At 61.8% G+C, this 26,427-nt stretch carries 23 protein-coding genes; 17 read left to right on the top strand and 6 right to left on the bottom strand.

What is annotated here, in order from left to right:
* Positions 1-257: 257 nt before the first annotated feature.
* From PW789_RS19305 to PW789_RS19290, 4 genes are all read left to right on the top strand, one after another.
* The gene (locus tag PW789_RS19305; protein WP_299380386.1) at positions 258-1,175 is read left to right on the top strand and encodes an alpha/beta hydrolase; all 918 of its coding nucleotides are present in this window, start codon (positions 258-260) and stop codon (positions 1,173-1,175) included.
* Between the two features lie 42 nt (positions 1,176-1,217).
* The gene (gene nth, locus PW789_RS19300; protein WP_299380006.1) at positions 1,218-1,994 is read left to right on the top strand and encodes an iron-sulfur cluster loop; all 777 of its coding nucleotides are present in this window, start codon (positions 1,218-1,220) and stop codon (positions 1,992-1,994) included.
* 158 nt (positions 1,995-2,152) lie between these two features.
* Complete coding sequence (locus PW789_RS19295; RefSeq protein WP_299380004.1) at positions 2,153-3,064, top strand: HupE/UreJ family protein; 912 nt, start codon at positions 2,153-2,155, stop codon at positions 3,062-3,064.
* Between the two features lie 273 nt (positions 3,065-3,337).
* Complete coding sequence (locus PW789_RS19290; protein ID WP_299380002.1) at positions 3,338-4,384, top strand: hypothetical protein; 1,047 nt, start codon at positions 3,338-3,340, stop codon at positions 4,382-4,384.
* A 9-nt stretch (positions 4,385-4,393) separates the two neighbouring features.
* Here the strand turns inward: PW789_RS19290 and PW789_RS19285 are convergent, their stop codons facing one another.
* The gene (locus tag PW789_RS19285; protein WP_299380000.1) at positions 4,394-4,993 is read right to left on the bottom strand and encodes a hypothetical protein; all 600 of its coding nucleotides are present in this window, start codon (positions 4,991-4,993) and stop codon (positions 4,394-4,396) included.
* 262 nt (positions 4,994-5,255) lie between these two features.
* Between PW789_RS19285 and PW789_RS19280 the strand changes: the two genes are divergently transcribed.
* On the top strand, positions 5,256-6,797 hold the full coding sequence (locus PW789_RS19280; RefSeq protein ID WP_299379997.1) for a diguanylate cyclase: 1,542 nt from the start codon (positions 5,256-5,258) through the stop codon (positions 6,795-6,797).
* Between the two features lie 33 nt (positions 6,798-6,830).
* Here PW789_RS19280 and trxC read toward each other — a convergent pair whose 3' ends face one another.
* On the bottom strand, positions 6,831-7,268 hold the full coding sequence (gene trxC, locus PW789_RS19275) for a thioredoxin TrxC (RefSeq protein WP_299379993.1): 438 nt from the start codon (positions 7,266-7,268) through the stop codon (positions 6,831-6,833).
* A 56-nt stretch (positions 7,269-7,324) separates the two neighbouring features.
* A complete protein-coding gene (locus PW789_RS19270; RefSeq protein ID WP_299379990.1) occupies positions 7,325-7,741 on the bottom strand; it encodes a VOC family protein in 417 nt (138 codons plus the stop codon).
* A 224-nt stretch (positions 7,742-7,965) separates the two neighbouring features.
* Between PW789_RS19270 and PW789_RS19265 the strand changes: the two genes are divergently transcribed.
* The 3 genes from PW789_RS19265 to PW789_RS19255 are packed head-to-tail and all read left to right on the top strand — an operon-like array spanning position 7,966 to position 10,452.
* The gene (locus tag PW789_RS19265; protein WP_299379987.1) at positions 7,966-8,541 is read left to right on the top strand and encodes a TetR/AcrR family transcriptional regulator; all 576 of its coding nucleotides are present in this window, start codon (positions 7,966-7,968) and stop codon (positions 8,539-8,541) included.
* On the top strand, positions 8,528-9,982 hold the full coding sequence (locus PW789_RS19260; RefSeq protein ID WP_299379984.1) for a nitrilase-related carbon-nitrogen hydrolase: 1,455 nt from the start codon (positions 8,528-8,530) through the stop codon (positions 9,980-9,982). The genes PW789_RS19265 and PW789_RS19260 overlap by 14 nt, the downstream gene beginning before the upstream one ends.
* Positions 9,983-10,005: 23 nt before the next feature.
* Entirely contained in the window at positions 10,006-10,452 is a 447-nt protein-coding gene (locus tag PW789_RS19255) for a VOC family protein (RefSeq protein ID WP_299379981.1), read from the top strand.
* Here the strand turns inward: PW789_RS19255 and PW789_RS19250 are convergent.
* On the bottom strand, positions 10,430-11,203 hold the full coding sequence (locus tag PW789_RS19250) for a hypothetical protein (RefSeq protein WP_299379977.1): 774 nt from the start codon (positions 11,201-11,203) through the stop codon (positions 10,430-10,432). The genes PW789_RS19255 and PW789_RS19250 overlap by 23 nt on opposite strands.
* Before the next feature lie 86 nt (positions 11,204-11,289).
* Between PW789_RS19250 and PW789_RS19245 the strand changes: the two genes are divergently transcribed.
* The 9 genes from PW789_RS19245 to PW789_RS19205 all read left to right on the top strand — a co-directional run bounded on the left by PW789_RS19245 (position 11,290) and on the right by PW789_RS19205 (position 25,152).
* Positions 11,290-11,607 (top strand): hypothetical protein, encoded by a 318-nt coding sequence (locus tag PW789_RS19245; RefSeq protein WP_299379974.1) that lies wholly within the window; start codon positions 11,290-11,292, stop codon positions 11,605-11,607.
* Positions 11,608-11,857: 250 nt separating this feature from the next.
* Entirely contained in the window at positions 11,858-12,439 is a 582-nt protein-coding gene (locus PW789_RS19240) for a RidA family protein (RefSeq protein ID WP_299379970.1), read from the top strand.
* Between the two features lie 33 nt (positions 12,440-12,472).
* Positions 12,473-13,843 (top strand): L-seryl-tRNA selenium transferase, encoded by a 1,371-nt coding sequence (locus tag PW789_RS19235; protein WP_299379967.1) that lies wholly within the window; start codon positions 12,473-12,475, stop codon positions 13,841-13,843.
* A gap of 295 nt (positions 13,844-14,138) precedes the next feature.
* A complete protein-coding gene (locus PW789_RS19230) occupies positions 14,139-15,386 on the top strand; it encodes an efflux RND transporter periplasmic adaptor subunit (protein ID WP_299379964.1) in 1,248 nt (415 codons plus the stop codon).
* Complete coding sequence (locus tag PW789_RS19225; protein ID WP_299379961.1) at positions 15,383-18,700, top strand: efflux RND transporter permease subunit; 3,318 nt, start codon at positions 15,383-15,385, stop codon at positions 18,698-18,700. The genes PW789_RS19230 and PW789_RS19225 overlap by 4 nt, the downstream gene beginning before the upstream one ends.
* On the top strand, positions 18,697-21,834 hold the full coding sequence (locus tag PW789_RS19220) for an efflux RND transporter permease subunit (protein WP_299379958.1): 3,138 nt from the start codon (positions 18,697-18,699) through the stop codon (positions 21,832-21,834). Before PW789_RS19225 ends, PW789_RS19220 begins: the two co-directional genes overlap by 4 nt.
* Before the next feature lie 13 nt (positions 21,835-21,847).
* Positions 21,848-23,404 carry an efflux transporter outer membrane subunit gene (locus PW789_RS19215; RefSeq protein ID WP_299379955.1) on the top strand — a complete coding sequence of 519 codons (1,557 nt, stop codon included), beginning with the start codon at positions 21,848-21,850 and terminating at the stop codon, positions 23,402-23,404.
* A gap of 144 nt (positions 23,405-23,548) precedes the next feature.
* On the top strand, positions 23,549-24,223 hold the full coding sequence (locus PW789_RS19210; RefSeq protein WP_299379952.1) for a TetR/AcrR family transcriptional regulator: 675 nt from the start codon (positions 23,549-23,551) through the stop codon (positions 24,221-24,223).
* A 95-nt stretch (positions 24,224-24,318) separates the two neighbouring features.
* Positions 24,319-25,152, top strand: coding sequence for a rhamnogalacturonan acetylesterase (locus tag PW789_RS19205; protein WP_299379949.1), 834 nt, complete (start codon positions 24,319-24,321; stop codon positions 25,150-25,152).
* 11 nt (positions 25,153-25,163) lie between these two features.
* On the opposite strand, the gene PW789_RS19200 is transcribed toward PW789_RS19205, so the two are convergent.
* Complete coding sequence (locus tag PW789_RS19200; protein WP_299379946.1) at positions 25,164-25,733, bottom strand: lipocalin family protein; 570 nt, start codon at positions 25,731-25,733, stop codon at positions 25,164-25,166.
* 429 nt (positions 25,734-26,162) lie between these two features.
* On the bottom strand, positions 26,163-26,360 hold the full coding sequence (locus PW789_RS19195) for a hypothetical protein (protein WP_299379943.1): 198 nt from the start codon (positions 26,358-26,360) through the stop codon (positions 26,163-26,165).
* Positions 26,361-26,427 lie beyond the last annotated feature (67 nt).

The following is a 26,427-nucleotide window of genomic DNA, read 5'->3' as shown; positions in this document are numbered from 1 at the left end:
GTGAGGCTCACGAGGTGAAGCTCACCAGACGAACGGTCGGAACGCCTGTGTTGACCAGTCTTGTCCCGTGGAAAACTTCATCGGGGCGGTGCTTGTGGCGGGCGTAGTCTGGCGTCGGCGGTGATCGACTTCATCTCCTCTTCCGCAACTCCATAAAGAACGTATCTGGCGGGGATTCTGTCCTGCTCAGAACGATCAGGTCCCCTATGTGCTTCTTGCGTAAAGTATGCGTCCCAATCCTTTTTGTATGTGCCGTGATGACAGGGCATCATGCTCTGCTTGCGCAGCAAACCGTGTGGCAGCCGTCGGCTGGGCATACGCAGATCCCGCTTTGGCCGGGAGCTGTTCCGGATGCGCGAGCGGCCAAGGGGCCGGAGCATATGGAGGCGGTCACGGACCCGAAGGATTTCGTCGCCGGGAAGCCATGGGTCGTCGTCAAAGATGTCTCGCGGCCAACGCTGACGCTCTATTCGCCCAAAGGGAAAAATACCGGGGCGGCGGTGGTGGTCTTTCCGGGCGGCGGCTATATGGAGCTGGCCATCGATCTTGAGGGAAGCGAGGTCTGCGACTGGCTGACGGAGAAGGGGATCAGCTGCGTGTTGCTGAAGTACAGGGTGCCGGAGCCTCGTTCCAGACCCTACTGGGGCGCGTATCCTGAGTCGCCCATGCCGCTTGAAGATGCGCAGAGGACGATGGGGCTCGTCCGGCTGCATGCGAAGGAATGGCACATCGACCCGCACAAGGTGGGGGTGCTGGGGTTCTCGGCGGGCGGCCACCTGGTTGCGGCCATGAGCGTTCATTTCGATAAGCGGGTCTACACGCCGATTGATGCCGCAGACAGGGAGAGCTGCCGCCCCGACTTCGCGGTTGCCCTGTACCCCGGTCACCTGTCGTTCAGGGGAGGGACGCTCGATCTCAACCCGGACATCGCGAAGCGCATCAGCGCGCAGACGCCGCCGACGTTCCTGCTGCAGAACGAGAACGACAATGTGGACAGCGTGTGGGACGCACTGAGTTATGAAGCGGCCCTGGTGAAGGCGAAGGTCCCGGTAGAGTTTCATTCCTATGCGGAGGGCGGACATGCGTTCGGGCTTCGCCGGACCAGGTATCCCGCGACCGGATGGCCGCATTTGGTGGAGGTCTGGCTGCACACGATCGGGATGATTGAGGACTGACAGCGTGGTGCTGCTGTTGCCTGAAATTCAATAGAATTAAGAATGATGTCGAACGAGCCCGAGCTTTTTCCCACTACAGGCGAGGATGGCCAGCACTTCCGCCGCCCCCTCACGCCCGAGGAGGCGGACAGGCTGCCGCATGTGCAGCGGCTGCTGCTGGGCTACTTCGGCGAGCCGCCGAAGCGCGAGCCCTGGGATCCGCTCTCGCAGTTCATCTACTCGCTGCTTTCGTCGCGCACCAGGACCGAGATGACGTACGCGGTGGTGCGGAATCTGCGCCAGCGCTTCGGCACCTGGGAGAACCTGCGCGATGCTCCGGTCGCGGAGATTGAAGAGGCTATCCGCGAGATCACCTTTCCGGAACAGAAGGCGCTGCATCTGAAGGTTGCGCTCGAACAGATCACCGAGCGCTACGGCTCGCTGACGCTGGACTTTCTTCATCGCTATCGCACGGACAAGATTCGCGCGTGGCTGGCGCAGTTTCCCGGCATGGGTCCACAGACGACGGCGGCGGTGGTAAATTTTTCGACGCTCAGGCGCAAAGCCATCTCGGTGGATGCGCACCATCTGCGGGTCTCGCAGCGACTGGGGCTGACGCCGCGCGCCGATGCGGCGACGACGGAAGAGCGGCTGATGCGGCTGGTGCCGGAGACGTGGACGGCGGAGATGCTGGATGACCATCACCAGCTGGTCAAGAAGCTGGGCCAGACGATCTGCACCTTCGAGAAGCCGGAGTGCCGCCAGTGCCCGCTGCTTGCGATCTGTCCTTACGGGCAGCGCGAGGTCGTGGCTACGGAGCCGACCAGCCCGCTGGGCTGAAGAGACAGGTTCGAGCCTTCCGTCAGACACAGCTCCGTTCTGGAAACGTTAAACTTCGGCGCGTTAGGAACCGCGGAACCTGAAACGACAGGATCTGCCTCCGCGATGTAGGCTGGACGGCGCAGGAAAGCGTCTACTACGGCGTGGAGAGTTCTCCGATGAAGCTCGCTTTCGTGCGGCGAATCGCTGGATGGTGCGTGCTGGCGCTTCTGGCGGGCATCGTGGTTGTGAAGCCGGGCGCCGGGCAGCAGCCTGTTGCACAGGTAGTGCAGGCCGCGGACCAGACGCGGTTCGCGTGGAGCGGGCCGACCCTTGAGAATCACCATCTCGCCTCGATCTCGGTATTCCGGCTGGGGATGCGTCATATCGCAGAGGGCACGGATCACCTGCTCTTCCTGCTGGTTCTTCTGCTGCCTGCACCTCTGCTGTCGGCGGCGGGCCGATGGAGCGGACAGGCAACGGTGCGTCGCAGCCTACTGCGGATTCTGCGTATCGTGACGGCCTTCACGCTGGGCCATTCGTTGACGCTTGCGCTCTCGGCCTTTGGTTTGGTGCGGCTTCCCAGCCGTCCGGTGGAGGTGCTGATCGCGGTCTCCATCCTGGTCTCGGCGATTCACGCAATGCGTCCGCTCTTTCCCGGGCGGGAGGCCTTCATCGCAGGCTTCTTCGGGCTGATTCACGGCATGGCCTTCGCCTCGGCCATCAGCGAGCTTGGAGTGACCGGCTGGTATCGGGGTGTCAGCATCGCAGGCTTCAACCTGGGAATCGAGGCCATGCAGCTGATGGTCGTCGCGTTGACGCTCCCGTCGCTTCTGCTGCTGAGCCGTACCCCGCTCTACGCGGTGTTTCGCCTCGGGGGATCGCTGTTCGCCGCCGTGGCCTCGATTGCATGGATCGCGGAGCGAGGGTTCCGGACATCCAACGTCGTCGATCCGCTGGTGGAGGCGGTTGCACACCACGCCGCCTGGGCCGCCCTGGCGCTGCTGGTGTTCAGTCTCCTGGCGTGGCTGCTGGAAAGTGAAGGCGAAGGGGATGGGCGGCAGAGCGTGAAGGTTCTCTCCGGCAGTTAGTCCGGCTCGGTCGGGTTCGCTGGAATAGGGACCGCCGGAGAGCGTTTGTTTCCCCGCTATCCGCGCTCCTGGCGTCCCCCGGAAGGGCTGGCGAATCTTTCTGGCGGGCCTTTGATCTTCTGTTCGCCCCACTGAGCCACCTGCGCGGTAGATTCAACCAAGTCATTCCAAATAAACAGCTTGCGGAAATAATGCGGGTGAAATCCCTGTTCGGATAACGCTCGGCGTCCAACTCCGTTGGGCCATTCGCGTCTTAACTGGTAGATGGAGACGTTGTCCCACGTCCGGCGTAGCTTGCTGTGCCTGCTGGCCATCGTTACGCTGGCTTGCACGACGGCTGCACGCGCCGATGTCGCCTTTCTGATGGAAGATCCCTACGGTGGATTCGGCAACGTGAACCCAACCGGCCATGGGGCGCTGTACTTCAATCACATCTGTGCGGCGTCGCCGACGGAGCTGCGTCCCTGCCGCCCGGACGAGCTGGGCGTGGTGATCAGCCGATATCACAAGGTGGGCGGTTATGACTGGCTGGCCATCCCGGTGGTTCCGTACCTGTATGCGGTCGACAACATCGAGGACGCTCCGCTGCTGGCGGATGCGGGGATGCGCGACCGCATGCGCGACGCCTACCGCCGCGAGCACCTGCGCGAGATCGTCCCCGACGCCGTGGACGCGGACGGCAACGAGGTGAGGCCCAGGGGCGACTGGTATCAGCTCGTCGGCTCCTCCTACGACCGGCGCATCTACGGCTTCCAGATCGAGACCAGCTTCAAGGAAGACGAACGCTTTATCGCGCACTATAACGACCGCAAGAACATCAGCCACTTCAACCTGTTCTTCCACAACTGCGCGGACTTCTCGCGAGTGGTGCTGAACAGCTACTTTCCCCACGCGGTCCATCGCAACTATGTTGCGGACTTCGGACTGACAACGCCCAAGCAGGTGGCCCGCTCGCTGCAGGGATATGCGAAGAAGCACCCGGAACGCGCCTTTACGGTCTTCAGCATTCCGCAGGTGCAGGGCACAATTCCACGCAGCCATCCGATTCATGGTGTGGCGGAGTCGCTGGTGAAGTCGAAGAAGTACATTGTGCCGCTGGCGTTCCTGTTCCCGCATACGACGGCTGCGATCGGCGTCACCTACCTGGCGGAGGGCCGCTTCTCGCCGCCGAAGGACGCGGAGCACATTCGCCTGCCCGGCGAAGACGCGCGCACGATCGTGGCGCGGCGCGAAGAGCTGAAGGAGGCCGGTGCGGTCGCCTCGGCAACGAATGACGAGCCCGCATTGACTGCGCCGCACGGAGTGCATGGCACGGAGTGAATCCGCGGCTCAGCGCACGCTCAACACGGTATCAACATCCAGCACCAGCAGCTCTTTTTCGACGATCATCGAGTGAATCTTGAGGTTGTTCAGCGTGATGGCATAGCCCGTCGTCTCGTTGGACTTCGAGAGCAGCTGGCGCATCAGCTCGGCGGCGTTGACCTTCATCTGCTGCGGTAGCTGGTGTTCGAGGAAGGGTTCCAGTAGAAAGTTCAGCTCGCGCGAGTTGGAGAGCTTGTCGATGTGCGCGTCGCGGAAGCCGATGGTCTCGCCCTCCGCGTCAGGCAGCACGGAGACCTCCACGTCGCGGGTGAGGCCGACGCCGACGCAGTTGCCATAGACCGAGGTGCCGAGCTTTGCCTTGGTGTGAATGCTGACCACGACGCGATCGTCCCGGAAGGTGACGTGCGGGTTTTCGGCGTAGACATAGCAGGCGGCTTTGGCGTCGCCGCGCAGGTAGTAGCGGCCGTCGGGGGTGTTGAAGAGCTGTGTCTTCAACGTGCGCTCCAGCGCCTGGGCGGAGATGCCGACCTCGGTGGCGCGGGCTGTGGTGGGCAGAGCGGTCAGCAGGGAAACAAACAGGGCCAGGGCGACGAGGAGACGACGCATACCCCCAGCATAATCGACGCGACACCGCGTCGAGGGCTCGATCCGGTTGGACTGGATAACTCTGATAACGGGTGCCGCGCCGTCGGGGGCACGCTTAAATAAGCCAATTCGCCGATTCTTCCTCGGGATGCACCCAGAACGCATTCCCGAACGCACCCAGGAAGGATGCAACTTTTGTGTAGTCCGGGGAGGGATGTGCCTCTTGATGTGGCCGTCTCGCAGGTGTACACCTGTTTCTCAAAAGGTTTCTGCAAGGGGGCCCATGAACCGTTGGCAGACGTGGAGATACACTGTTGCGTTTGCCGTTCTGTATGTCCTGCTGAATGTCTGGCTGGTCCGGCATGCGGGGATGCATCGCCTTGCTGTCACGTATATCTTCCAGCTCACTGCTCCGTGGCTGGCGTTTGTTGCATGCTGCAAAGTTGTCAGGCGCAGCTCCGCGCGGGTACGACTCTACTGGAGCATGTTTGCTCTGGCTCTGTTCTTTTGGTGCAGCGGTATTTCATTTGCGGCCTGGGATGATCTGACGCAGGTCAATACCAACGGGAGGGTCGCAAGCTACGCCGATCTGGCGTACTACTTTTATGGTCTTCCCATTCTGCTGGTGATCGCCTCGCCCACACGGGCAGAGCGCCGGTCGCTCTTCATCTGGCTGGACGGCTTTCAGGCCCTGATGACGGGTGTGCTGGTTTACGTGACCTTTTTCAGCGTGCTTCCCTTCATGCACCAGCATGAACCGGCGTCCATCACGCTGGTGACGCGCGCCTACGATATAGAAAACCTCTTCCTCGCCTGCGGGGTTTCGCTGCGGCTGCTGGCGCTCAACGAGCACGGAGGGACGCGGCGGTTCTTTGGTGTCATGGCTGCTTTCCTTTGGGTCTATGCGATCTTTGCCAGCATCTACAACCATCTCTACATCGTGCTGCAGGATGGGATGGGAGCCTACAACTCGCTGAGCGCGATCCCGTTTCTTGCACTCTGCGTGATGCTTGCGCTATCCCTGCGTGAACGTGAAGAAGAAACAGTGGCTGCCATGGACCTGCTTGATCGTCCGGTGGCGCTATTTATCGAGAACGCGAGTCCGGTCTTTTACACCGTTGCACTGTTTGTGCTGGCGATCGTGCAGATTCCGCAGCACTATCCGCTTGGTGTCACCATGCTGGCGCTGGCGCTGGTGATCTACGGGATTCGTGTGATTACGCTGCAGGGACGCCACATGCGTTCGGAGCGCGAACTGCGCGAGACGCGCAACTGGCTGGAGGCGATGACGCTGCAGGACGGCCTGACCGGTATCGCCAACCGCCGCCACTTCGACAATACGCTGCAGGGCGAGTGGAACCGCGGCATCCGCACACGGCAGCCGCTCTCCCTGCTGCTGATCGACATCGACTACTTCAAGAAGTTGAACGATACCTACGGACATCTCGCGGGCGACCGCTGCCTGGTGGAGCTTGCAGCCGCGTTGCGCGAGATGGTGCCACGCAGCGGCGATCTTCTTGCCCGTTATGGCGGAGAGGAGTTTGCCGTCATCCTGACCTCGACCGACAGCGCCGGGGCCCAGCTGCTGGCTGGACGCATCTGCTCCGTCATCAGCGGGCTCAACGTCGCGGAGCCGGGCGCGTTGCCCTGGACCATCACCCTGAGCATCGGTGTCGCGACGGTACTGTGGCCTACCGTGAAGGAGGCCCCGCATGAGCTGATCGACGAGGCCGACCGAGCCCTGTACGACGCCAAGCGCAATGGCCGCAACCGCGTCGAGATCTTTCAGCAGACGTCAGACCGGATGATGCGCGAGACCGGATGATGCGCGGCTAGTTTTGGCGGTTGCGGGGCGCGCTCAGGAACGCGCTGCGGCCTCGAGCCACTGCTCCATCTGCTGATGCCCAACCAGGCCTGCCTGCTGTGAGACCAGCTTGCCGCCGTGAAAGACGGCGAAGTTGGGGATGCCGCGCACGTTGTAGCGGGCGGAAAGCTCCTGATTGCGCTCGGTATCGACCTTGACGACAATTGCTTTGCCACGGGTGTTGGCGGCGGTCTGCGCGACCTCCGGGGCAGCCATGCGACAGGGGCCGCACCACTCGGCCCAGAAGTCGACCAGCACGGGTACTTTAGCGTTCTGCACGATCTCGTCGAAGAGGGCGACGTCTGCGGGAATGGGTTCGGCGACCGGCGAAAGATCCTTCTTGCAGGCGCCGCAGCGGCCGGTGTCGGCGAGATGGCTTGCGGGGATGCGGTTCTTCTGGCCGCAGTGGGTACAGGTTCGGATCAGGGGCATCGTTCGTTCACGCTCCGATCTGTTTAGATGCTCGGTGCGCAGGCAACGGTGCGCGGCTAGAGCGTTCCAGGGACGCCTCCCCATTCGCGCGGGTCGACGTCGGCGACGGACTGGGAGAAGGTCCAGGTGCGGCCGATCATGTCGGCGGCAGTGTACTGGCGTTCGCCGTAGGGGTAGGTGACGGGCGGGCGCATGATGCGCGCTCCCTGCGCGACGGCGTTCTGGTAGTGCGTTTCGACGTCGGGCACGCGCACCATCAGCGAGTGGGCGATGGGGGTGACGGCCCCTGCGCGGGGGTGCTCGACGATGATGATGGCTCCGCCGTCGAACGTCATCTGGGCGCGGTGGTCGCCGATGCGGATGCGCAGGGTGAAGCCGAAGACGCTGGACATCCAATCGATGGCCTCGTCGAGATCGGGATACGCCAGCTCGGGGATGATGGCTGCCGAGGGCATGGAACGGTTGGAGAGCATCCGGGCCTCCTCTTCGCCGTGCTCGCTGCGTGGAGCGCGGCCAGATCAAAGATATTACTGCTGAACGGTCCATCTGTGGAGTGGGATTCCGAATCGAGGCCGTACGGCCATGCACGCGACGGAAGCCCGGGGCGGATTTGTGACGAATGGCAGGACCGGGGACGTGACATAAGCAGGTCGAAAGTATACGGTGTAGACAAAGACGAGGTATACAGCGTAGACCTATGACGATGACCACCACGCAGAAGATTGCCGCCGCCGCCCGGAGGCTGTTGGACAAGGAAGGCGTAGAGGGTGTCACGATGCGCCGTGTAGCGACGGCCATTGGCATGACGCCGATGGCGCTCTACCGCCACTACTCCAACCGCGACGCGATCCTCAACGCGCTGGCCGACGAAGGTTTCTCCGAGCTGGCTGCGCGGCTGGAGGCGATCAGGCTGCGTGGTGCTTACGATCGCCAGATGCGGAAGATCCTCGATGTCTTTCTCGACTACGCCTTCGAGCGGCCGCGGCTGTTCGAGCTGATGTTTCTGGCAAAGCGCGAAGGCGCGCGACAGTACCCGGACGACTTTCGCGCCCGCCGCTCGCCGACGGCGAATGTCTCAGCTGATGTGATTGCGCGGGGGATGGAAGAGGGTTTCTTCGCCAAGGACGATGTGTGGGAGATCGTCTTCCAGACCGGCGCGCTGATGCAGGGGTTGGTCATGTTGTACCTGGGGGGCCGTGTGGCGATGACGCCCACGGAGTTCCGTTCGTTCTGTCATCGTTCCTTTGCGAGGTATCTCTATGGCATCCGTTAACAGGATTCGCACCATCGTGGAAGGCGTTATCGCAACGGCGATCACGGCTCTGATGATCTACTTCGGCAATGGGCTGGAGCCCTGGTGGCCGCTGATGTGGCTAGCTCCACTGCCGGTGCTGGTCTTCGCGCTGCGCAGCGGAGGGGCGGCAGCGGCGTTCGCGGCGTTTTCCGCGATGCTGCTGGGCTATCTGAACATGTGGAGCTACTTCACGCACACGATCGGGATGCCGGTGTCGTTGTGGTTCTGCATCTTCGCACTGGCGGCTGCGATGTTTGCTGTGGGGGTGCTGCTGTTTCGTGTGTTGGTACTGCGTGGCGCGGTATGGAGCGGCGTGATGGCGCTGCCCGCGATGCTGGTCGCGGTCGAGTATCTGCGCAATCTGCTAACACCGCATGGCTCGGCGGGGAGCCTGGCTTACTCGCAACTTCGCTTTCTGCCGTTTCTGCAGCTGGCCTCGATCACGGGGCCGTGGGGAATGACGTTTGTGCTGCTGCTGTTTTCGTCGTCGCTGGCGGCTGCGTGGCACCTGCGTGCGGTGTCGGCGAAGAGGGCCGTGCAGGTCGCAGCCGTGGGAGTTGGAACAGTGGCGCTGGTGCTGGCGTTCGGTGCGGTTCGCCTTGCTCTGCCCGCAGGCGCGACGGCTCGGGTCGGGCTGATGGTCTCGGACGCGAAGCAGCATGGCGGCGGCACGGTGGTGGATCCCTTCGCGCCGACAGACAAGCTGTTCGCCGAGTATGCGAGCGCTTCGCAGGCGCTGGTGCAGAAGGGAGCGCAGGCGATTGTGATTCCGGAGAAGATCGCGGTCACCATCGAAGGCCGCTCGGCGGCGAGCGATGCGATTCTGCAGGCGCTCGCCGATAAGAGCGAAACGACCGTCGTCGCGGGCGTTGTGTATGTGGACGGAGAGAAAAAGTACAACGAGGCACGCGTCTATCAACCGCAGGGGGCGATGGAACGGTACGACAAGGAGCACATGCTGCCGCCGTTCGAGTCGCCGCTGACACCGGGCACGACGCTGGTGACGTTGCCGCGCAAGGGCCAGCTATGGGGCGTGGCAATCTGCAAGGACATGGACTTCGCCGATCCGGCGCGGAGTTATGGAAGAGAGGGAGCAGGACTGATGCTGGTTCCGGCGTGGGACTTTACGGTGGATCGCAGCTGGCATGGGCACATCGCCGTGATGCGCGGAGTGGAGGACGGCTTCAGCATCGCGCGTTCCGCGAAAAAAGGCTATCTCACGGTCAGCGACTGGCGTGGGCGCATCGTCGCGGAGAGGCCCAGCGGGGAGGGTGAGTTTTCGACGCTGCTGGTCGATGTGCCGGCGGAGCATCATCGCACGGTGTATCAGGCGATGGGCGACTGGTTCGCATGGGTGGCGATTGCGTTACTGGTGATCGCGCTTTTACGGCTGGCGCAGACGAGACGGCGTGTCCTATAGTGTGTGCGCAATGAGGAGGCTCTATGGCGAAGGTGGCTCACTCCACCCCGATGCTGCATGTTGCCTCGATCGAGCGCACGATTGCGTTCTACGAGAAGTTAGGATTTCGCCTGATCGACGATGACGGCTGCCGACCTGTCGGCTGGGCGCGGATGCACTGCGCCAGCGGGGAGATCATGTTTCTGCGTGCTGAACATAAGATCGAGGCGACGAAACAGGGCTTCTTCTTCTATCTGTACACGCCGGAGCTCGAGGTTCTGCGCGAGGAGCTGTTCATGCAGGGGATCACGGCTTCGGAGATCCGGCATCCGCCTTATATGCCCAGCGGGGCGATGAGTCTTATCGATCCGGACGGCTATCGTATCGAGGTGGGGCAGTGGGGCGAGATCGAGCAGGCGAAGTGGGAGCAGCATCTCGTCAACCGGGCGACTGTACTCAAGATGGCGCTCAGGCCCGGCGGCGGTACTTGATGGCGAACTCGTAGCCGGGGTTGGGCGGGAAGAGCTTGGCGATGAGCTTCAGCCGGTCGGCCAGCGGTTGCGGCGCCAGCAGCGGGTACTCGCGCTCGCGCAGCTCGGTGTAGTCGAAGTCGATGGCCAGCGAGAGCAGGTAGATGGCGACGGCGTCGGAGAAGGCGCTGGAGATGAAGTTGGTCTTGGCGCGTTCGTCGACGATGGGCTTGCCCTGGCTGCGGTCACCTGCGAGCGACTGCTGGCGTGCCTCCCAGGCATCGTGCGAGGTCTCGCCGCGAACGTCGGAGAGGGCATGCGACCAGGCGAGCTGCTCGAAGATCTCCGGCACACCGGCGATGTCGACAAAGGCGTGGCCGACGTTGATAAAGAATTCGAAGGCCAGCGCGAAGCGGTCGCCCAGCAGGCGGGTGGAGATAAAGACGCCGTCGGCGTTATCGAGCGCGACGTTGCGGTGACAAATGGCCTGATCGCCCAGTTCGGTGGTGTAGGCGGCGGCGACGAGGGTGGCGTCGCTGGACTCGCCGGCGCGGCGCTCTGTGATCGCGAGCGGCACAAAGTAGTACGCCTTGCGCGAGAGCGCGGCCGCGATAGCCGTGGGGACGGCCTGGACCATCCGCTCCAGATCGTTGTCCGATAAGGAGTTATCGCCAAATGCCGCGTATGCGACGCCATTGGGAGCGCGGCGCACCACCGTCTCCTGCGCTACCTGCGCGGCCTTCATCAGTCCGTTTTGCACGCCTTCTGCCATGAAGCACTATTCTACGTCGCGCGCCAGGAAGGCGTATCCTAGATTCAACCGGGATTTGGCTGGTTTCTTGAAGGAGTAAGGACGAGATGGCTGAGTTGACGCACGCCGATGAACAGATTGCCGGGACGCCGCGCCGCACAGCCACCTTCTTCGGAGCCCCGATCGGCGACTTCGGTTTCTTCACCAGCCTGCTTATTGGCGGGGCGATCGGCGTCGGTGCATTCTTCGTGACGACGTTTTTGGGAATCGTATCGATCTCGATCTATAACTCGTCGGCTCACGGCAAGGTTGACCTGGCGGACTCCTACCTGCGCGCCGGTTTGCCGGTGGGCATATTGGTGGTTTTGATGGCGTGGGGCTATCTGGGCAAGCTCTGGGTGTCGCGCATTACAGCCAAGGAGTAATCGCGCGAGGGTGATATGTTCGCCCATCAAGCATTTGAAAAAGCAGCGTTGAGGGGTGCCTGCAGCGGCATGAGCGTCTAGGTCTTCAGGCCTATGACAGCTTTTCCTGCAAGCTGCACAATGAAAGCACCCCTTCGTTGGGGTACGATTTCCTTTGAAATTCACCTGCATTTTCATCTCTGAACACAGTGCTGTGTCCGCAGTCAGCCATTTGCCGTTTCGAGGCTGGAGCGATACGAAAGGAGGCGTAATGGAGCTCAACTCTCGTCGTGGGTTCTTTGCAAAGGCTGTCTCGATGACGGCGGTAGCACTGGGAGCCCCAAAGCTTCTTGGCCTGCAGACTCCTGCTGCCCCTGTGATGACCCCTGTGCCGCGCCGCTTCGGCAACCGCATCCACAATGGAATCTATTACTTCTCAGGAACGGGATCGAACGACGGTTACCCGAAGGAAGATCACGTCCTGGTCACCGACCCGTTTGAGAAGCATGTCACCCGGTCGATGGACGCTTTGAAGAAGTCGCTGGAGCGGTCTGGATCGAACATGGACAGCATCCTGAATATGCAGGTCTTTATCTGCCTGCCGCATGCTGATTCCATCCCCATGCCAACCGGCAGCGCAAAGTTTACGGCGTACAAAGAGCATTACGAGGCGCTGAACAAGATCTACGGAACGTACTTCTCGCCAGGCAAGGCGCCTTCGCGCGCTTTCATGGCGGTGGAGTGGATCCCCGGTGATTCGCTGGTGGAGCTGGTTGGCAGTGCCTTGGTCGTAAATCCGCAGCCGGAGACCCCGGCCGCACCTGCAGCGCCCAAAGGGCCTGCCGGAGTCTAACGTTTAGGAAGCTACTGAAAGGGATATCTGGTTATGAGTTTTAAGTCTGGTTTGAATCGACGGTCGTTCCTTTCCACCCTTGGTGCTGCAACGGGCAGCATGTTCGCTCCCAAGGCTGCACTCGCTGAGAAGATGTCGAAGGACGAGAAGCCGGGCGTCGACGGCCATGCGATTGTCCCCATCAAGAAGGGCCTGGGTTCGACCGGCAATGTGTATGCCGAGCTGGGCGTACAGCCGCTGGTCAACATCGTCGGCACCGTGACCGTCATCGGCGGTTCGGTGATGAAGCCCGAGGTGATGGAGGTTATGCGCCAGGGCAACGAGCACTTCGTGATGATCAACGATCTCGAAGCTGCCGCGGGCAAGTTCATCGAGCGCGTCTGCAAGAGCCCCGAGGGCTACACCGGACTGGTGACGGGCGGCGTCGCTGCCGGCATCGTCTGCGCATATGCCGGCATGCTGACCGAGGATCTCGAGCCGCGCCTGCTCACGGTTCCCGACCTGACGGGCTTCCCCAAGACCGAGGTCATCATCCAGAAGGGCCATCGCAACGCGTTCGATCACCAGGTTCGCCAGACAGGCGTGAAGCTGATCGAGGTCGAGACCAAGGAAGAGATGATCGCGGCCATCAACGAGAAGACCCTGGCGATCCACTTCATCAACATCCAGTCGGACCGCGGCCAGGTCTCCGGCCCGGAGTGCATCGAGATCGCCAAGGCGCACAACATCTACACCTTCAACGACGCTTCGGCCGACGTTCCGCCGAAGGAGCGCCTGTGGGAGTACCCGGCGCAGGGTTGGGACTTCGTGGCCTTCTCGGCCGGCAAGGACATCTGCGGACCGCAGGCCGCGGGCTTCCTGATCGGCAAGAAGCAGCTGATTCACTGGGCGCAGATGAACATGAGCCCGCAGGAAGACCGTATCGGCCGCGCCTGCAAGGTGGGCAAGGAGACGCTGGTCGCCGCTCTCAAGGCACTGGAGATCTTTGTCGATCAGGACTTCGACGCCGTCATCAAGAGCTACGACGAGCGCGCCATGACAATCACCAAGGCGGTTGAGAAGTTCGGCGTCACCGCGCTTCCGCGCCAGTTCAACCCGCAGGCGCTGGGCAACGTCACCCCGTACTACAGCTGGCAGATCGATCCTTCGAAGCTGAACATCACGGCGCAGGAGGTCATGCACAAGCTGGCCGAGACCCAGCCCGTAGGCATCGGCAGCCTGAACGCGGATGCCGGCGGCATGCGCGGCCGCAACCCGAATCCTCCCAAGGATCAGCCGGAGCACCATCGTCACCCGCAGGACGCGACGAAGTTCGGCTTCGTGGTGTGGCAGCTGAAGCAGGGTGAGGACAAGTACATCGCCGATCGTTTGGTGGAGATCTTCTCTGCCGCCAAGAAGGTCTAGTTCGGCCGAATCAGCATCAAATATTTCTTACAAGCTGGGTACCCCGTGGGTCACACGGGACCCGGCTTTTTTTTCCGATGTTCTGCATAAGTTTTTCGTATCACGACTCGAAGGCCTTGCTTTCAGAGGCTTTGAGAGGGTGCCGTCTCGTGGCGCGCCGTCGGCTTCAACAAAGCTGAAACAAAAATCCGGAATCGCGAGTCTATCTCTGTACGGTTGATTCAAACGCCTGTTTGAAATCCGGGAGTGAATGACAGCGAGTCCTGGAGTCGGGCGGATGTCACGAGGAAAGACTTTGTCAAATCAGCAACTAGGTGCGTCTCACATCGGTCCCGATCATCAGCTCCCGGAACATGCGGGTGGTGATTCTTCAGAGCGGCGCGGCCGCAAGCGCTACATCTACCTGATCGGCATTGCACTGCTCCTGGTCATTGGCGTGGTGCTGCTGCAGCATCGCAAGCCGACGGCTGCGGCTCCCGCCTCGGGGCGGAGAGGCGGCGGCGGTCCCGTAACGATTACGACGGCGACGGCGACCAACGGCAACATCGGCGTGTACCTGAACGCAATCGGCACGGTGACGCCGGTGTACACGGCCTCATTGTTGGCGCAGGCCAGCGGGGTTGTGGTGGCGGTGCACTACCGCGAAGGCCAGATGGTGCATAAGGGCGATCCGCTGATCGACATCGACCCGCGCATCTACCAGGCGACGCTGCTGCAGGCGCAGGGAACGCTGGAGAAAGACCAGAGCGTGCTCGCGCAGGCCGCCATGGATCGCGACCGCTATCGCGAGGCATGGAAGCGCAATGCGATCCCGAAACAGACGCTCGACGACCAGGAAAAGCTGGTGCTGCAGGAGCAGGGCACGGTCAAGAACGACGAAGGCACGGTGCAGTACGACCAGGTTGAGCTGGGCTACACGCACATCGTGTCGCCGTTCACGGGCCGCGTCGGTCTGCGCCTTGTCGATCCCGGCAATGTGGTGACGGCGGGCGGTACGACGACGCTGGCGGTGGTCACCCAGGTACAGCCGATCACGGTAATCTTCACCCTGCCCGAGGATCAGCTGGCGCAGGTGACCCGGTATTCGAAGCATGGCGAGAAGCTGACGGTGCTGGCATATGACCGCACGGCCAAGACTAAGGTGGCCAGCGGCACGCTGCTGACGCTGGACAACCAGATCGACACCACGACCGGCACGGTGAAGGCGCGCGCCATGTTCGACAACAAGGACATGGCGCTTTATCCCAACGAGTTTCTGAATACACGCCTTTTGGTGCAGACGCTGGATAACGTCACGCTGGTGCCGTCTTCGGCGGTGCAGCACAACGGCAGCAAGGCGTTTGTGTATGTCGTCCATGACACCGCCGTGGCGATGACCCCGGTGAAGGAGGGCGTGACCGAGTCCGGCCATACCCAGGTGACCGGACTGAACGCGGGCGCAGTGGTGGCGAACAGCAGCTTCGACAAGCTGCAGGACAAGAGCAAGATCGTCATCTCGCACCAGCCACCTCCTACCGAGACGCCGGAGAGCAGCCAGCTGTGAGTCCTTCCCGCCCATTTATTCTTCGTCCCATCGCGACCTGTCTGCTGATGGCTGCGATTCTGCTGGTGGGTATCGTCGGCTACACCCAGCTGCCGGTCTCCGCGCTGCCCGAGGTCGACTACCCGACCATCCAGGTGCTGACGTTCTATCCCGGCGCCAGCCCGGACGTGGTGGCGACGACGGTGACCGCCCCGCTGGAGCGCCAGTTCGGCGAGCTGCAGGGCCTGAGCCAGATGACGTCGAGCAGCTCCGGCGGCAACTCGATCATCGTGCTGCGGTTCAACCTCAGCCTGAATATCGACATCGCGGAAGAAGAGGTGCAGTCTGCAATCAACGCGGCGCAGACGTATCTTCCGGCGAACCTGCCTGCTCCCCCGATCTACAGCAAGACGAACCCGGCCGATGCCGCGGTGCTGACGCTGGCCGTGACGTCGAAGACGATGCCGCTCTCCAAGGTGGAAGACCTGGTGGACACGCGACTGGCGCCGAAGATCTCGCAGCTTTCCGGCGTAGGTCTTGTGGCCATCTCGGGTGGACAGAAGCCTGCGGTGCGCATCCAGGTGAACCCGACGGCGCTGGCGGCGAAGGGGCTGAATCTCGAAGACCTGCGTGCGGCGGTGTCGCAGTCCAGTGTGAACGCGGCGAAGGGTAACTTCGACGGCGGACGGCAGGACTACCAGATCGACGCCAACGACCAGCTGCAGACCAGCCAGGACTATAAGAAGGTTGTCGTCGCCTATCGCAACGGTGCGCCGGTGATGCTGACCGACGTGGCGACGATCAACGACGGCGTGGAAGACAACACGCAGCAGGCGTGGATGAACGAGACGCCCGCCATCGTGCTGAATGTGCATCGTCAGCCCGGCGGTAACACCATCAACGTGGTGAAGAGCATCAAGGCCCTGCTGCCGCAGCTGGAGACGAATCTTCCGCAGGGCATCGAGGTCAGGACGCTGACCGACCTGACGACGCCGATTCAGGCCTCGGTCAGTGACGTGAAGTTCGAGCTGGTGCTGACCATCGGACTCGTCATCCTGGTCATCTTCCTCTTCCTGCGTAATCTCTACGCAACCATCATTCCGTCGGTAGCGGTGCCGTTGTCGCTGGTGGGCACCTTCGCCGCGATGTACCTGCTGGGCTACTCGCTCGACAACCTCTCGCTGATGGCGCTGACGATCTCGACCGGCTTCGTCGTCGATGATGCCATCGTGATGGTCGAGAACATCTCGCGCTATCTCGAAGAGGGTGATCCACCGATGCAGGCGGCGCTCAAGGGCGCGGAGCAGATCGGCTTCACCATTCTGTCGTTGACCGTCTCGCTGATCGCTGTGCTGATTCCGCTGCTGTTCATGGGCGACGTCGTTGGCCGTCTCTTCCGTGAGTTTGCAGTCACGCTGGCGGTGACGATTCTTGTCTCTGCCGTGGTCTCGCTGACGCTGACGCCGATGATGGCGTCGCGCATCCTGAAGCACAACCCCAAGGCGACCGAAGGCCGCTTCTACAAGGCTTCCGAGCGCGTCTTTGAGGCGATGATCGACTTCTACAGCCGCACGCTGCGCGTGGTGCTGCGTCACCAGACGCTGACGCTGCTGGTGGCCCTGGCGACGCTGGTGCTGACGATCTATCTCTACATCATCATCCCCAAGGGCTTCTTCCCAACGCAGGATACGGGCGTCATCCAGGGCATCACGCAGGCGCCGCCGGATATCGGCGTGAAGGAGATGGCGCAGCGCCAGCAGGCGGTTACGAAGGTCGTGCTGCAGGACCCGGCAGTCGAGAGCGTCTCGTCGTTCATCGGCGCGGACGGCACCAACACCACCATCAACAGCGGTCGCATGTCGATCAACCTGAAGCCGCTGGAGGATCGCGATCTGAATGCGTCGGACGTGATCCGTCGTATGCAGAAGTCGCTGGCGAAGGTCGATGGGATTCAGCTGTTCATGCAGCCGGTGCAGAACATCACGGTCGATGACCGTGTGAGCCGCACGCAGTATCAGTACACGCTTGAGGACTCCGACCAGGCCGAGCTGAACAAGTGGGCCGGCGAGTTTATTGAGCGCCTGAAGGAGCTGCCGCAGCTCGAAGATATCGCTACCGACCAGCAGAACGGCGGTGCGGCGATTGCGCTGAACATCGATCGCGTGACGGCCTCGCGTCTCGGCATTGCGCCGACCAATCTGGACAACACGCTGTACGACGCCTTCGGCCAGCGCCAGATCAACACGATGTACACGCAGCTGAACCAGTATCACGTGATCCTGGAGGCGCAGCCGCAGTTCCAGATCGATCCGCAGATGCTCGATCACCTGTACATCCAGTCGAATGCGACGTCGAGCACGAGCACCAGTTCGTCGGCAAGTTCGAGCTCTTCGGGATCGACCTCGGCGGGCTCCAACACCCTGGCCAGCTCGGCGTCCTACGCTGTGACATCGAACGTGATGACGGCACCGGCCAATGCGCTGACCCGCAGCACGACGACAAGCGCCACGGCCACCAGCTCTGCAATCAGCTCGCGTGTTCCGCTCAGCGCGTTCACGCAGATGACGCGGACCAACGAGCCGCTGACCATCACGCACCAGGGACAGTTTCCGGCGATCACGGTCTCCTTCAACCTTGCCCCCGGCGCCTCGCTGGGCGATGCCATCGACGCAGTCGACAAGGTGCAGAAGGACATGAAGATGCCGGCCAGCATCCAGGCCGACTTCCAGGGCACCGCGGCCTCATTCCGCAACTCGCTGTCGAACGAGCCGCTGCTGATTCTTGCTGCACTGGTCACGGTGTACATCGTGCTCGGCGTGCTGTATGAGAGCTTCATTCACCCGATCACGATTCTCTCGACGCTGCCCTCGGCAGGAGTGGGAGCGTTCCTCTCGCTGCTCATCTTCAAGCAGGATCTTTCGGTGGTGGCGATCATCGGCATCGTGCTGCTGATCGGCATCGTGAAGAAGAACGGCATCATGATGGTGGACTTCGCGCTGGAGGCCGAGCGTGAGCACGGTAAGAACTCCACCGACGCCATCTTCGAGGCCTGCCAGCTGCGCTTCCGTCCCATCATGATGACGACGATGGCCGCGCTGCTGGGCGGTATTCCGTTGGCCTTCGGCACCGGTATCGGTTCGGAGCTGCGTCGTCCGCTGGGTATCTCCATGGTGGGCGGCCTGCTGGTCAGCCAGGTGCTGACGCTCTACACCACGCCGGTCATCTACATCTTCTTCGACAACCTTGCGAAGCGCTTCTCGAGGGAGAAGGTGAACGAGCCTTCGGGACACGATCCAGACTCAGGAGCGGAGCCAAACTCTCCGGCGACTGTATGAACATCTCTGCTCCATTTATCCGGCGGCGGGTCGCGACGACACTCATCACGATCGCAATTGCGATTGCAGGCTCCATCGCCTTCAACGTGCTGCCTGTCTCTCCATTGCCGCAGGTAGATTTTCCCACCATCTCGATTGCGGCGACGCTGCCCGGCGCCAGCGCCGACATCATGGCGTCTTCGGTTGCGACACCGCTGGAGCGGCAGCTGGGCCACATCGCTGGTGTAACCGAGATGACTTCGACCAGCAGCCTTGGTTCGACGTCGATTACGATCCAGTTCGACCTGAGCCGCGATATCGACGGCGCGGCGCGCGACGTGGAAGCGGCGATCAACGCGGCTCGCACCTACCTGCCGACGAATCTTCCGTCGAACCCGACGTATCGCAAGGTGAACCCGGCCGATGCCCCGATTCTTATCATGGGCCTGACGTCGGATAAGTACGACGCAGCAAAGCTGTTCGATGTGGCGTCAACGATCATCGAGCAGAAGATCTCGCAGATCCAGGGCGTGGGCCAGGTGAGTCCGGGTGGCGGAGCTTTGCCGTCCGTGCGAGTCGAAGTCGATCCGGACAAGCTGGCGAGCTTTGGCCTGACGATGTCGAGCCTGCAGACGGTGCTGGGGCAGCAGAACTCGAACCTTGCGCGCGGACAGATCACCGATGGCGACAAGCGCGCGGATATTGTTGTCAACGGACAGATCTCGAAGGCCGAGCAGTACAGGCCGATCGTCGTGGGTTACAGCAAGGGTTCGGCGGTTCGGCTCGACCAGGTTGCGAACGTCGTCGATTCGACACAGAGCATCCGCACGGCGGGCTATCTGAACGGCAAGCGTGCTGTGATGCTGATCATCTTCCGCCAGCCAGGCGCCAACATTATCGATACAGTGGATCGCATCACGGCGGCGATGCCCTCCATCAAGGCGTCGATCCCCAACGGCATCGATGTGAATATCGTTCGCGATCGTACGACGACGATCCGCGCATCGGTAAAGGATGTTGAGAGCACGCTGGCCATCTCGATCGTGCTGGTCATCATCGTCGTCTTCGTCTTCCTGCGCAACGGAAGGGCCACGTTCATCCCGGCGATTGCGGTGCCGATCTCGCTGATTGGCACCTTCGCGGTGATGTACATGTTCGGCTTCAGCCTGGACAACCTGTCGCTGATGGCGCTGACCATCTCGACCGGATTCGTGGTGGACGATGCCATCGTGGTGATGGAGAACATCGCGCGTCACATTGAAGACGGTATGGCTCCGTACGAGGCCAGCATGCTGGGCGCGAGCGAGATCGGCTTCACGGTGCTCTCGATCAGCATCTCGCTGGTGGCGGTCTTTATTCCCCTGCTGATGATGAGCGGTATCGTGGGCCGCCTCTTCCGCGAGTTCGCGGTGACCCTGTCGGCGGCGATCTTCGTGTCGATGCTGATCTCGCTGACGACGACGCCGATGATGTGCGCGTACCTGCTGAAGCACACGCCGAACGAGAAGCACGGCCGCCTGTACATGATGACGGAGCGTTTCTTCGACTGGCTGAACAATGCGTATCGCCGTACGCTGGCCTGGACACTGGAGAATCCCGGATTGACGCTCGCAGTTCTGGGCATCACCATCGGACTGAATATTTATGTGATCGCCATGATCCCGAAGGGCTTCTTCCCGCAACAGGACACGGGTGCGCTGGCCGGGAGCCTGCAGGGGCCGCAGGATTCGTCGTTCCCGGCGATGGATAACTCGATCAAGCGCGTGCAGAAGGTGATCAAGGACGACCCGGCGGTAGAGAGCGTGATCGGCTTTACCGGCGGTCAGGGCGCGACCAACACGGGCAGAATGTTCGTAACGTTGAAGGATCTCGATGTACGCAAGATCGACGCGGCTGCGGTGATCAACCGCATCCGGCCCAAGCTGAACAAGCTCCCGGTGGCGTCGGCGTTTCTGCAGGCAGCGCAGGATCTGCGCATCGGCGGGCGCAGTAGCAACGCGCTCTACCAGTACACGATTGAGGCGGATAGCACGGCGGATCTGCAGACCTGGGGCCCCAGGCTGTACGAGGGCATGAAGCATCTGAACGGGCTTCAGGATGTGAACAGCGACCAGCAGAACGGCGGACTGGACGAGAAGCTGACCTATGACCGCGTGACGGCGTCCAAGCTGGGGCAGACGGTGCAGGGGATGGATACGGCGCTGTACGATGCCTTCGGCGAGAGCCTGGCATCGGTGATCTACTCGCAGCTGAACCAGTACTACGTCGTACTCGAGGTCGATCCGAAGTTCTCGCAGTCGCCAGAGGGTCTGGATCACATCTACCTGCATCCGACGGGCAGCAGCAGTGTAACGGCGGCGGGTAACGTGCCGCTGGCAGCACTGGTGACGAACCATCCCGGAACAACACCGCTGGCCGTGAACCACACGGGCCTCTTCCCCTCGGTGACGGTCTCGTTCAACCTGGCGCCGGGCGTCTCGCTGAGCGAGGCGACGCAGGAGATTCTCGACCTGAAGGACAAGCTCGGCGCGCCGACGACCGTGCATGGCGCCTTCGCCGGAACACTGCAGGCCTTCCAGGCCTCGCTGGGCAGCGAGCCGTACCTGATTCTGACGGCGGTGCTGGCTGTCTACATCGTGCTCGGCATTCTGTACGAGAGCCTGGTGCATCCGTTGACGATTCTCTCGACGCTGCCTTCGGCCAGCGTGGGTGCGATGCTGGCGCTGCTGCTCTTCAAGGAAGACCTGAACGTCATCTCGATCATCGGCATTATTTTGCTGATCGGTATTGTGAAGAAGAACGCGATCATGATGATCGACTTTGCGCTGCAGTGCGAACGCGAGGAGCAACTCTCGACGCGCGATGCGATCTTCAAGGCCTGCCTGCTGCGCTTCCGTCCCATCATGATGACGACGGCGGCGGCGTTGTTCGGCGCACTGCCGCTGGCCTTCGGCACCGGCATGGGCTCGGAGCTGCGCCGTCCTCTCGGCATCACGATTGTCGGCGGCCTGATCGTCAGCCAGATGCTGACGCTCTACACCACGCCGGTTGTTTATCTCACGCTGGACCGGATGCGCCTGCGCATCCAGGGCAAGCAGCACGATGACTATATCCCGAATGCGAACCAGCCGATGGCTGGAAGCTCGCACTCCTGAGGCACTCTCGACCATGACTTCGACCCGTCGTCAAACACTCTCGTTGATCGTCCTCGCAGCAGCCGCCACGATGGCAGGTTGCCGTGTCGGTCCCCGGTACACGCGCCCCGTCGCTACGGCCACGCCGCCCCCGCCTGCATATAAAGAAGTCCCCGCCGCGGAGCAGACCGACCCGAACGGCGGCAACTGGAAGGCTGCGGCTCCCAGCGATGCGATGCTGCGCGGCAAGTGGTGGGAGATCTTCAACAATCCTGAGCTGAACGATCTTGAAGACAAGCTGAACATCGACAACCAGAACATCCGCGTCTCGTTCGAGAACTTCATGTCGGCGCGTACGCTGATTGCGCAGGCGCGCGCCCAGCTTTATCCGACGGTGGCGGTCGGTCCGGCGTGGACCCGTTCGCGCCAGTCCAACAACCTCAGCAATACGACCAGCACGGCTTCGGCGATCTCGGGGGGCAGTGGAACCGTCACCTCGGTGGGACGGCAGAGCAGCGTGGCGCAGCTTCCGGTGGAGGTCACCTGGGCGCCTGATCTGTGGGGCAAGATCCGCAACACCATCCGCGCCGATCAGTACAACGCGCAGTTGAGCGCCGCCGACCTCGAAAACGAGAAGCTGATCGAGCAGGCGAGCCTCGCCACCTACTACTTCGAGCTGCGCGGACAGGATGCGCTGGAGCAGATCTACGAGCAGAACATCGAGGCGTATCAGAAGTCGCTGGACTACAACAAGGCGCAGTACGATCTCGGCATCGGCGACCGCATCTCGGTGGTGGAGGCAGAGAACACGCTGCAGGGAGCTAAGGCGACGGCCACCAATCTGAAGGTGGCGCGTGCTCAGTATGAGCATGCGATTGCCATGTTGATTGGCGTCTCGGCCTCGGCCTTCTCGCTGCCGTCCAAACCTTTGCTGGTGTCGGCTCCGGCGATTCCCGTTGGCGTGCCTTCGCAGCTGCTGGAGCGCCGTCCCGACATCGCAGCGGCGGAACGTACGATGGCTGCGGCCAATGCGCAGATCGGCGTCGCAACGGCCGCCTACTATCCGACGCTGGATCTTTCGATGACGGGCGGCCTGGAGAGTTCGGACTTCAAGCACCTCTTCGATATCTCGAGCCGCTACTGGTCGATCGGACCGACGGCATCGGAGACGGTCTTCGATGCAGGCCTCCGCCGCGCCACGGTTCGCCAGTACATCTACACGTATAACGCCGATGTTGCGAGCTATCGGCAGATCGTGCTGACGGCCTTCCAGCAGGTGGAGGATTATCTCGCGTCGGTGAAATATCTGGCCGATCAGATTCGGCAGCAGGAGCAGGCGCAGACGTCGGCGCAGGAGTACGTCACGCTGCAGATCTCGCGTTATCAGACCGGCATCGATCCGTACGTGAATGTGGTGACAGCGCAGACAACGCTGCTGAGCGACCAGCAGGAGCTGGCCACGCTGCATGTGCAGCAGATGACGGCCGCCGTGCAGCTGATCGAAGCGCTGGGCGGAGGCTGGGATGCAACGCAGCTGCCGACGGAGAAACAGGTTTCTGCAAAGCTGACGAACGTGAAGAAGGTGCAGTAGGCGAACGACCGGGCTTCGGTGTCGTCAATTGCGGGATCTGGTAATTTGAGCGGACCCTGAAGGTCCATCAGGAATTGTTCCATGGCTCTGGGGCGTGCGCTTGTCTCCGGTACGTTCCGCATTTTTCCGAGGAGGGTAAGCCCTGTGATACACAAAGACCACAACGAGACAGCTCAAAAGCTGCTGGTGGCCGCAGGCGAGGTGTTTGCAACATCCGGGTATGAGGCTGCAACGATTCGGCAGATTACCGATCGTGCCCACGTCAACCTGGCGGCTGTGAATTACTACTACGGCGACAAATCAAATCTGTATCGCGAGGTGCTGCGCTGGGTCTTCCAGCGGCGCTTTGAGAATCTGCGTGTCCGCTGCGGCACGGGCCCGGCGGACCATCGGCTGCGGTGCTACATCGAGGCCATGCTGCTTCCGCACGGTGTCGATGACTGGCCGTGGCAGCGCGCCATCACGATCCGCGCGCTGGCTAACGAGGTGCTGCCTCCGTTTCGTACGGAGATCTCCAACATGGTTCGTCCCATCCATGAACTGCTGCGCGAGATCGTGAACGACATGACCCACGGAGCGCTGGATGAGCTTCAGCTGGAGCTGGCCACACACAACGTGCAGAACATGTGCCTGCGCTGGAGAAATCGTGCACGACTGATCGAGGCCCTCTCGCCGCAACTGCAGACGCTCGATGAGCAGGCGATCGTCGAAGCTATCTTCCAGATGGCCTCCGGCGGGCTGCAGCAGCTCTATCGCCCGCGCGGCACATCTGCGCGCCGCAGGCCCAGGCAGCAGGAGCGCAACGCCCGCATCGCGTGATCTTTGCTAGGCTGTTGCGAGAGAAGCCTTGTTGTTGCGGGACTCTCACGCACATCCATTGTTTCTGTATCGTAATTTTGCGAAGAGGCGTCTTGATGATGAAGCTGTTGCTGCGAGGTCTTCTGCCTGCTGTCCTTCCGTGTTCTCTGCTGCTGGCCCAGAACGCTCCTCCTCCTCCTTCTTCTACCGGCAGCACGTTGCATCCGGAGAATGAGTTGGTGATGCGTGTCCTCCACCGTGAGCCGTTCAAGATCGTGCTGACGGGCGATTCGACGGTGGCGACCGAGGGTGGATGGGGGCCCGGCTTCTGCGCCACGCTGACGTCCAACGTCACCTGTGTCGATCTTGCGCTGAACGGCCGCAGCACCAAGAGCTTTATCGACGAGGGAGCATGGCAGAAGGCGCTCGACGAAAAAGGCCAGTACTACTTCATCCAGTTCGGCCACAACGACCAGAAACCCAAACCCACGGTGCACGCCGACGTGAACACCACCTTCCAGGACAACCTGCGCCGCATGGTGCGCGATGTGCGTGCGCAGGGCGGCATTCCGATCCTCGTTACCTCGCTGTCGCGCAGAAACTACGTTGACGGCCAGCCCGATCCGAACGATGGCCTCGGTGACTATGCCGCAGCGACGACGAAGGTTGCGACGGAGGAGCATGTCGCGCTCGTCGACCTCTACCACCTCTCGCGTGCCTATCTGATCACGATGACGCAGGAGAAGGCTGACCGCTTCGACATGGTGGGGCATCCCGATGCGAAGGCCGAGAACAAGAGCGCGGCGAAGCCCGACCGTACGCATCTCGACCAGGAGGGCAAGGAGGTCTTCGGTCACATGGTGGCCAAAGATGTCATCCTGCGTCGGCCGGAGCTGAAGCCGAACGTGAACGTCACCTCGTCGCTGCCGAAGCAGGCTGGCGACCACTGAGGCAGGCAGGTTTAGCGGGCCGAGGTCTGCCGTGTGTAGATCAGCTTTTCCGTATCGAAGCCTAGCTGACGCGCCTGATCCAACAGGCGGTCGAGGATCGTGGCATCGAGTTGGGGCATGCGGCTGAGCACCCAGAGGCTTTTGAGGTTCGGCGTTCCCACCAAAGCCCAGCAGTAGTCGCTGTCGAGCGAGAGAATCCAGTAGTCGCCCTTGAAGGGCCAGAAGAAGCTGACCTTCAGCTTCGCGTTGGAGCCATCCCTGGTGGCCACTTCCGCCGTGCCGGTGGAGGCGGTCTCACTGCCATCCTTCTTCAGGCATTGATTCAGCACCGTAACCTTGCCATCGGGACGAAGCGTGTAGGTGGCGGTCACGTTGGCGTCACACTTGTTCTCCCAGTAAAGCGGCAGACGCGCAATCTCGTACCAGGTGCCCTGGTAGCGCTTGAGATCGACGTGAGCCACCGTCGGAAGAGGCTCACCCGCGTAAGTTGAGCGATTGAGCAGGACGGCTGTGCCGGCGACGGCAAGCGCGCCAGCAAGCGGAAGCAGCTTTTTCAGTGCGGACGGATTCTCTCGTTCCATGGAGTGACCTACTATGCCACATCGAAGCAGGCGCTTGCCTGCATGTGCTTTTGACGTAGGAGTGCCGGAACGAGCGAATGGTTGGATAACAGTAGCTCTGTACGCCGTTAACGGCATGCAGAGCTGCTATGGTTGCGACCTTACTTGAGATGTTTGCGCGCGTCTCGGACCTTGGGATTCTGCGACGGATCGATCTTGCTCATGACGCTCTCCTTGTCTTGCCTCGAAGAGAGGTCTCCAACGAGAGGTGTGTTGCAACCAGGTTTGCAAGGGAGAGGTTGCAGCGCTGTATCAGCACCGAGGATCGACGCCAAATGAAATGCCGCCTGCATCGATGTGCAAACGGCGTTTCGTTACGGAACCTGCGCAGGTGCGGCATGGATGCGACTCCGGCATTGAGCGTGAGCGCAGCCAAAACCGTGATGATGCTTAGGTCGCCTTACGCTGGAAGTTGGTCTTCTTGTGGCCGGATGATGTTTTTGTCTTGGCGGAGGCGTCGGTGGAAGCGAAGTTCTTATCGCCACCCTGCTTAGCCATCTTCTCGCGCAGGGCCTGCAGCTTCTGCGCCTTGGGGCCGAGGCCGCTGACCTTTACGCCTGCGGGCTTCTGGGGGATGAAGTCACTCATAGATAGATTTTCTCATGCCTGACAGCCCTCGCGGTGCCCATTCTGCCGAGCGGCGATGGCTTGGGAC

This window comes from Edaphobacter sp., assembly GCF_028283685.1.
GTDB lineage: Bacteria > Acidobacteriota > Terriglobia > Terriglobales > Acidobacteriaceae > Edaphobacter.
Note: the sequence above shows the minus strand (reverse complement) of the source record. Positions and strands in the feature narration are given on the sequence as shown.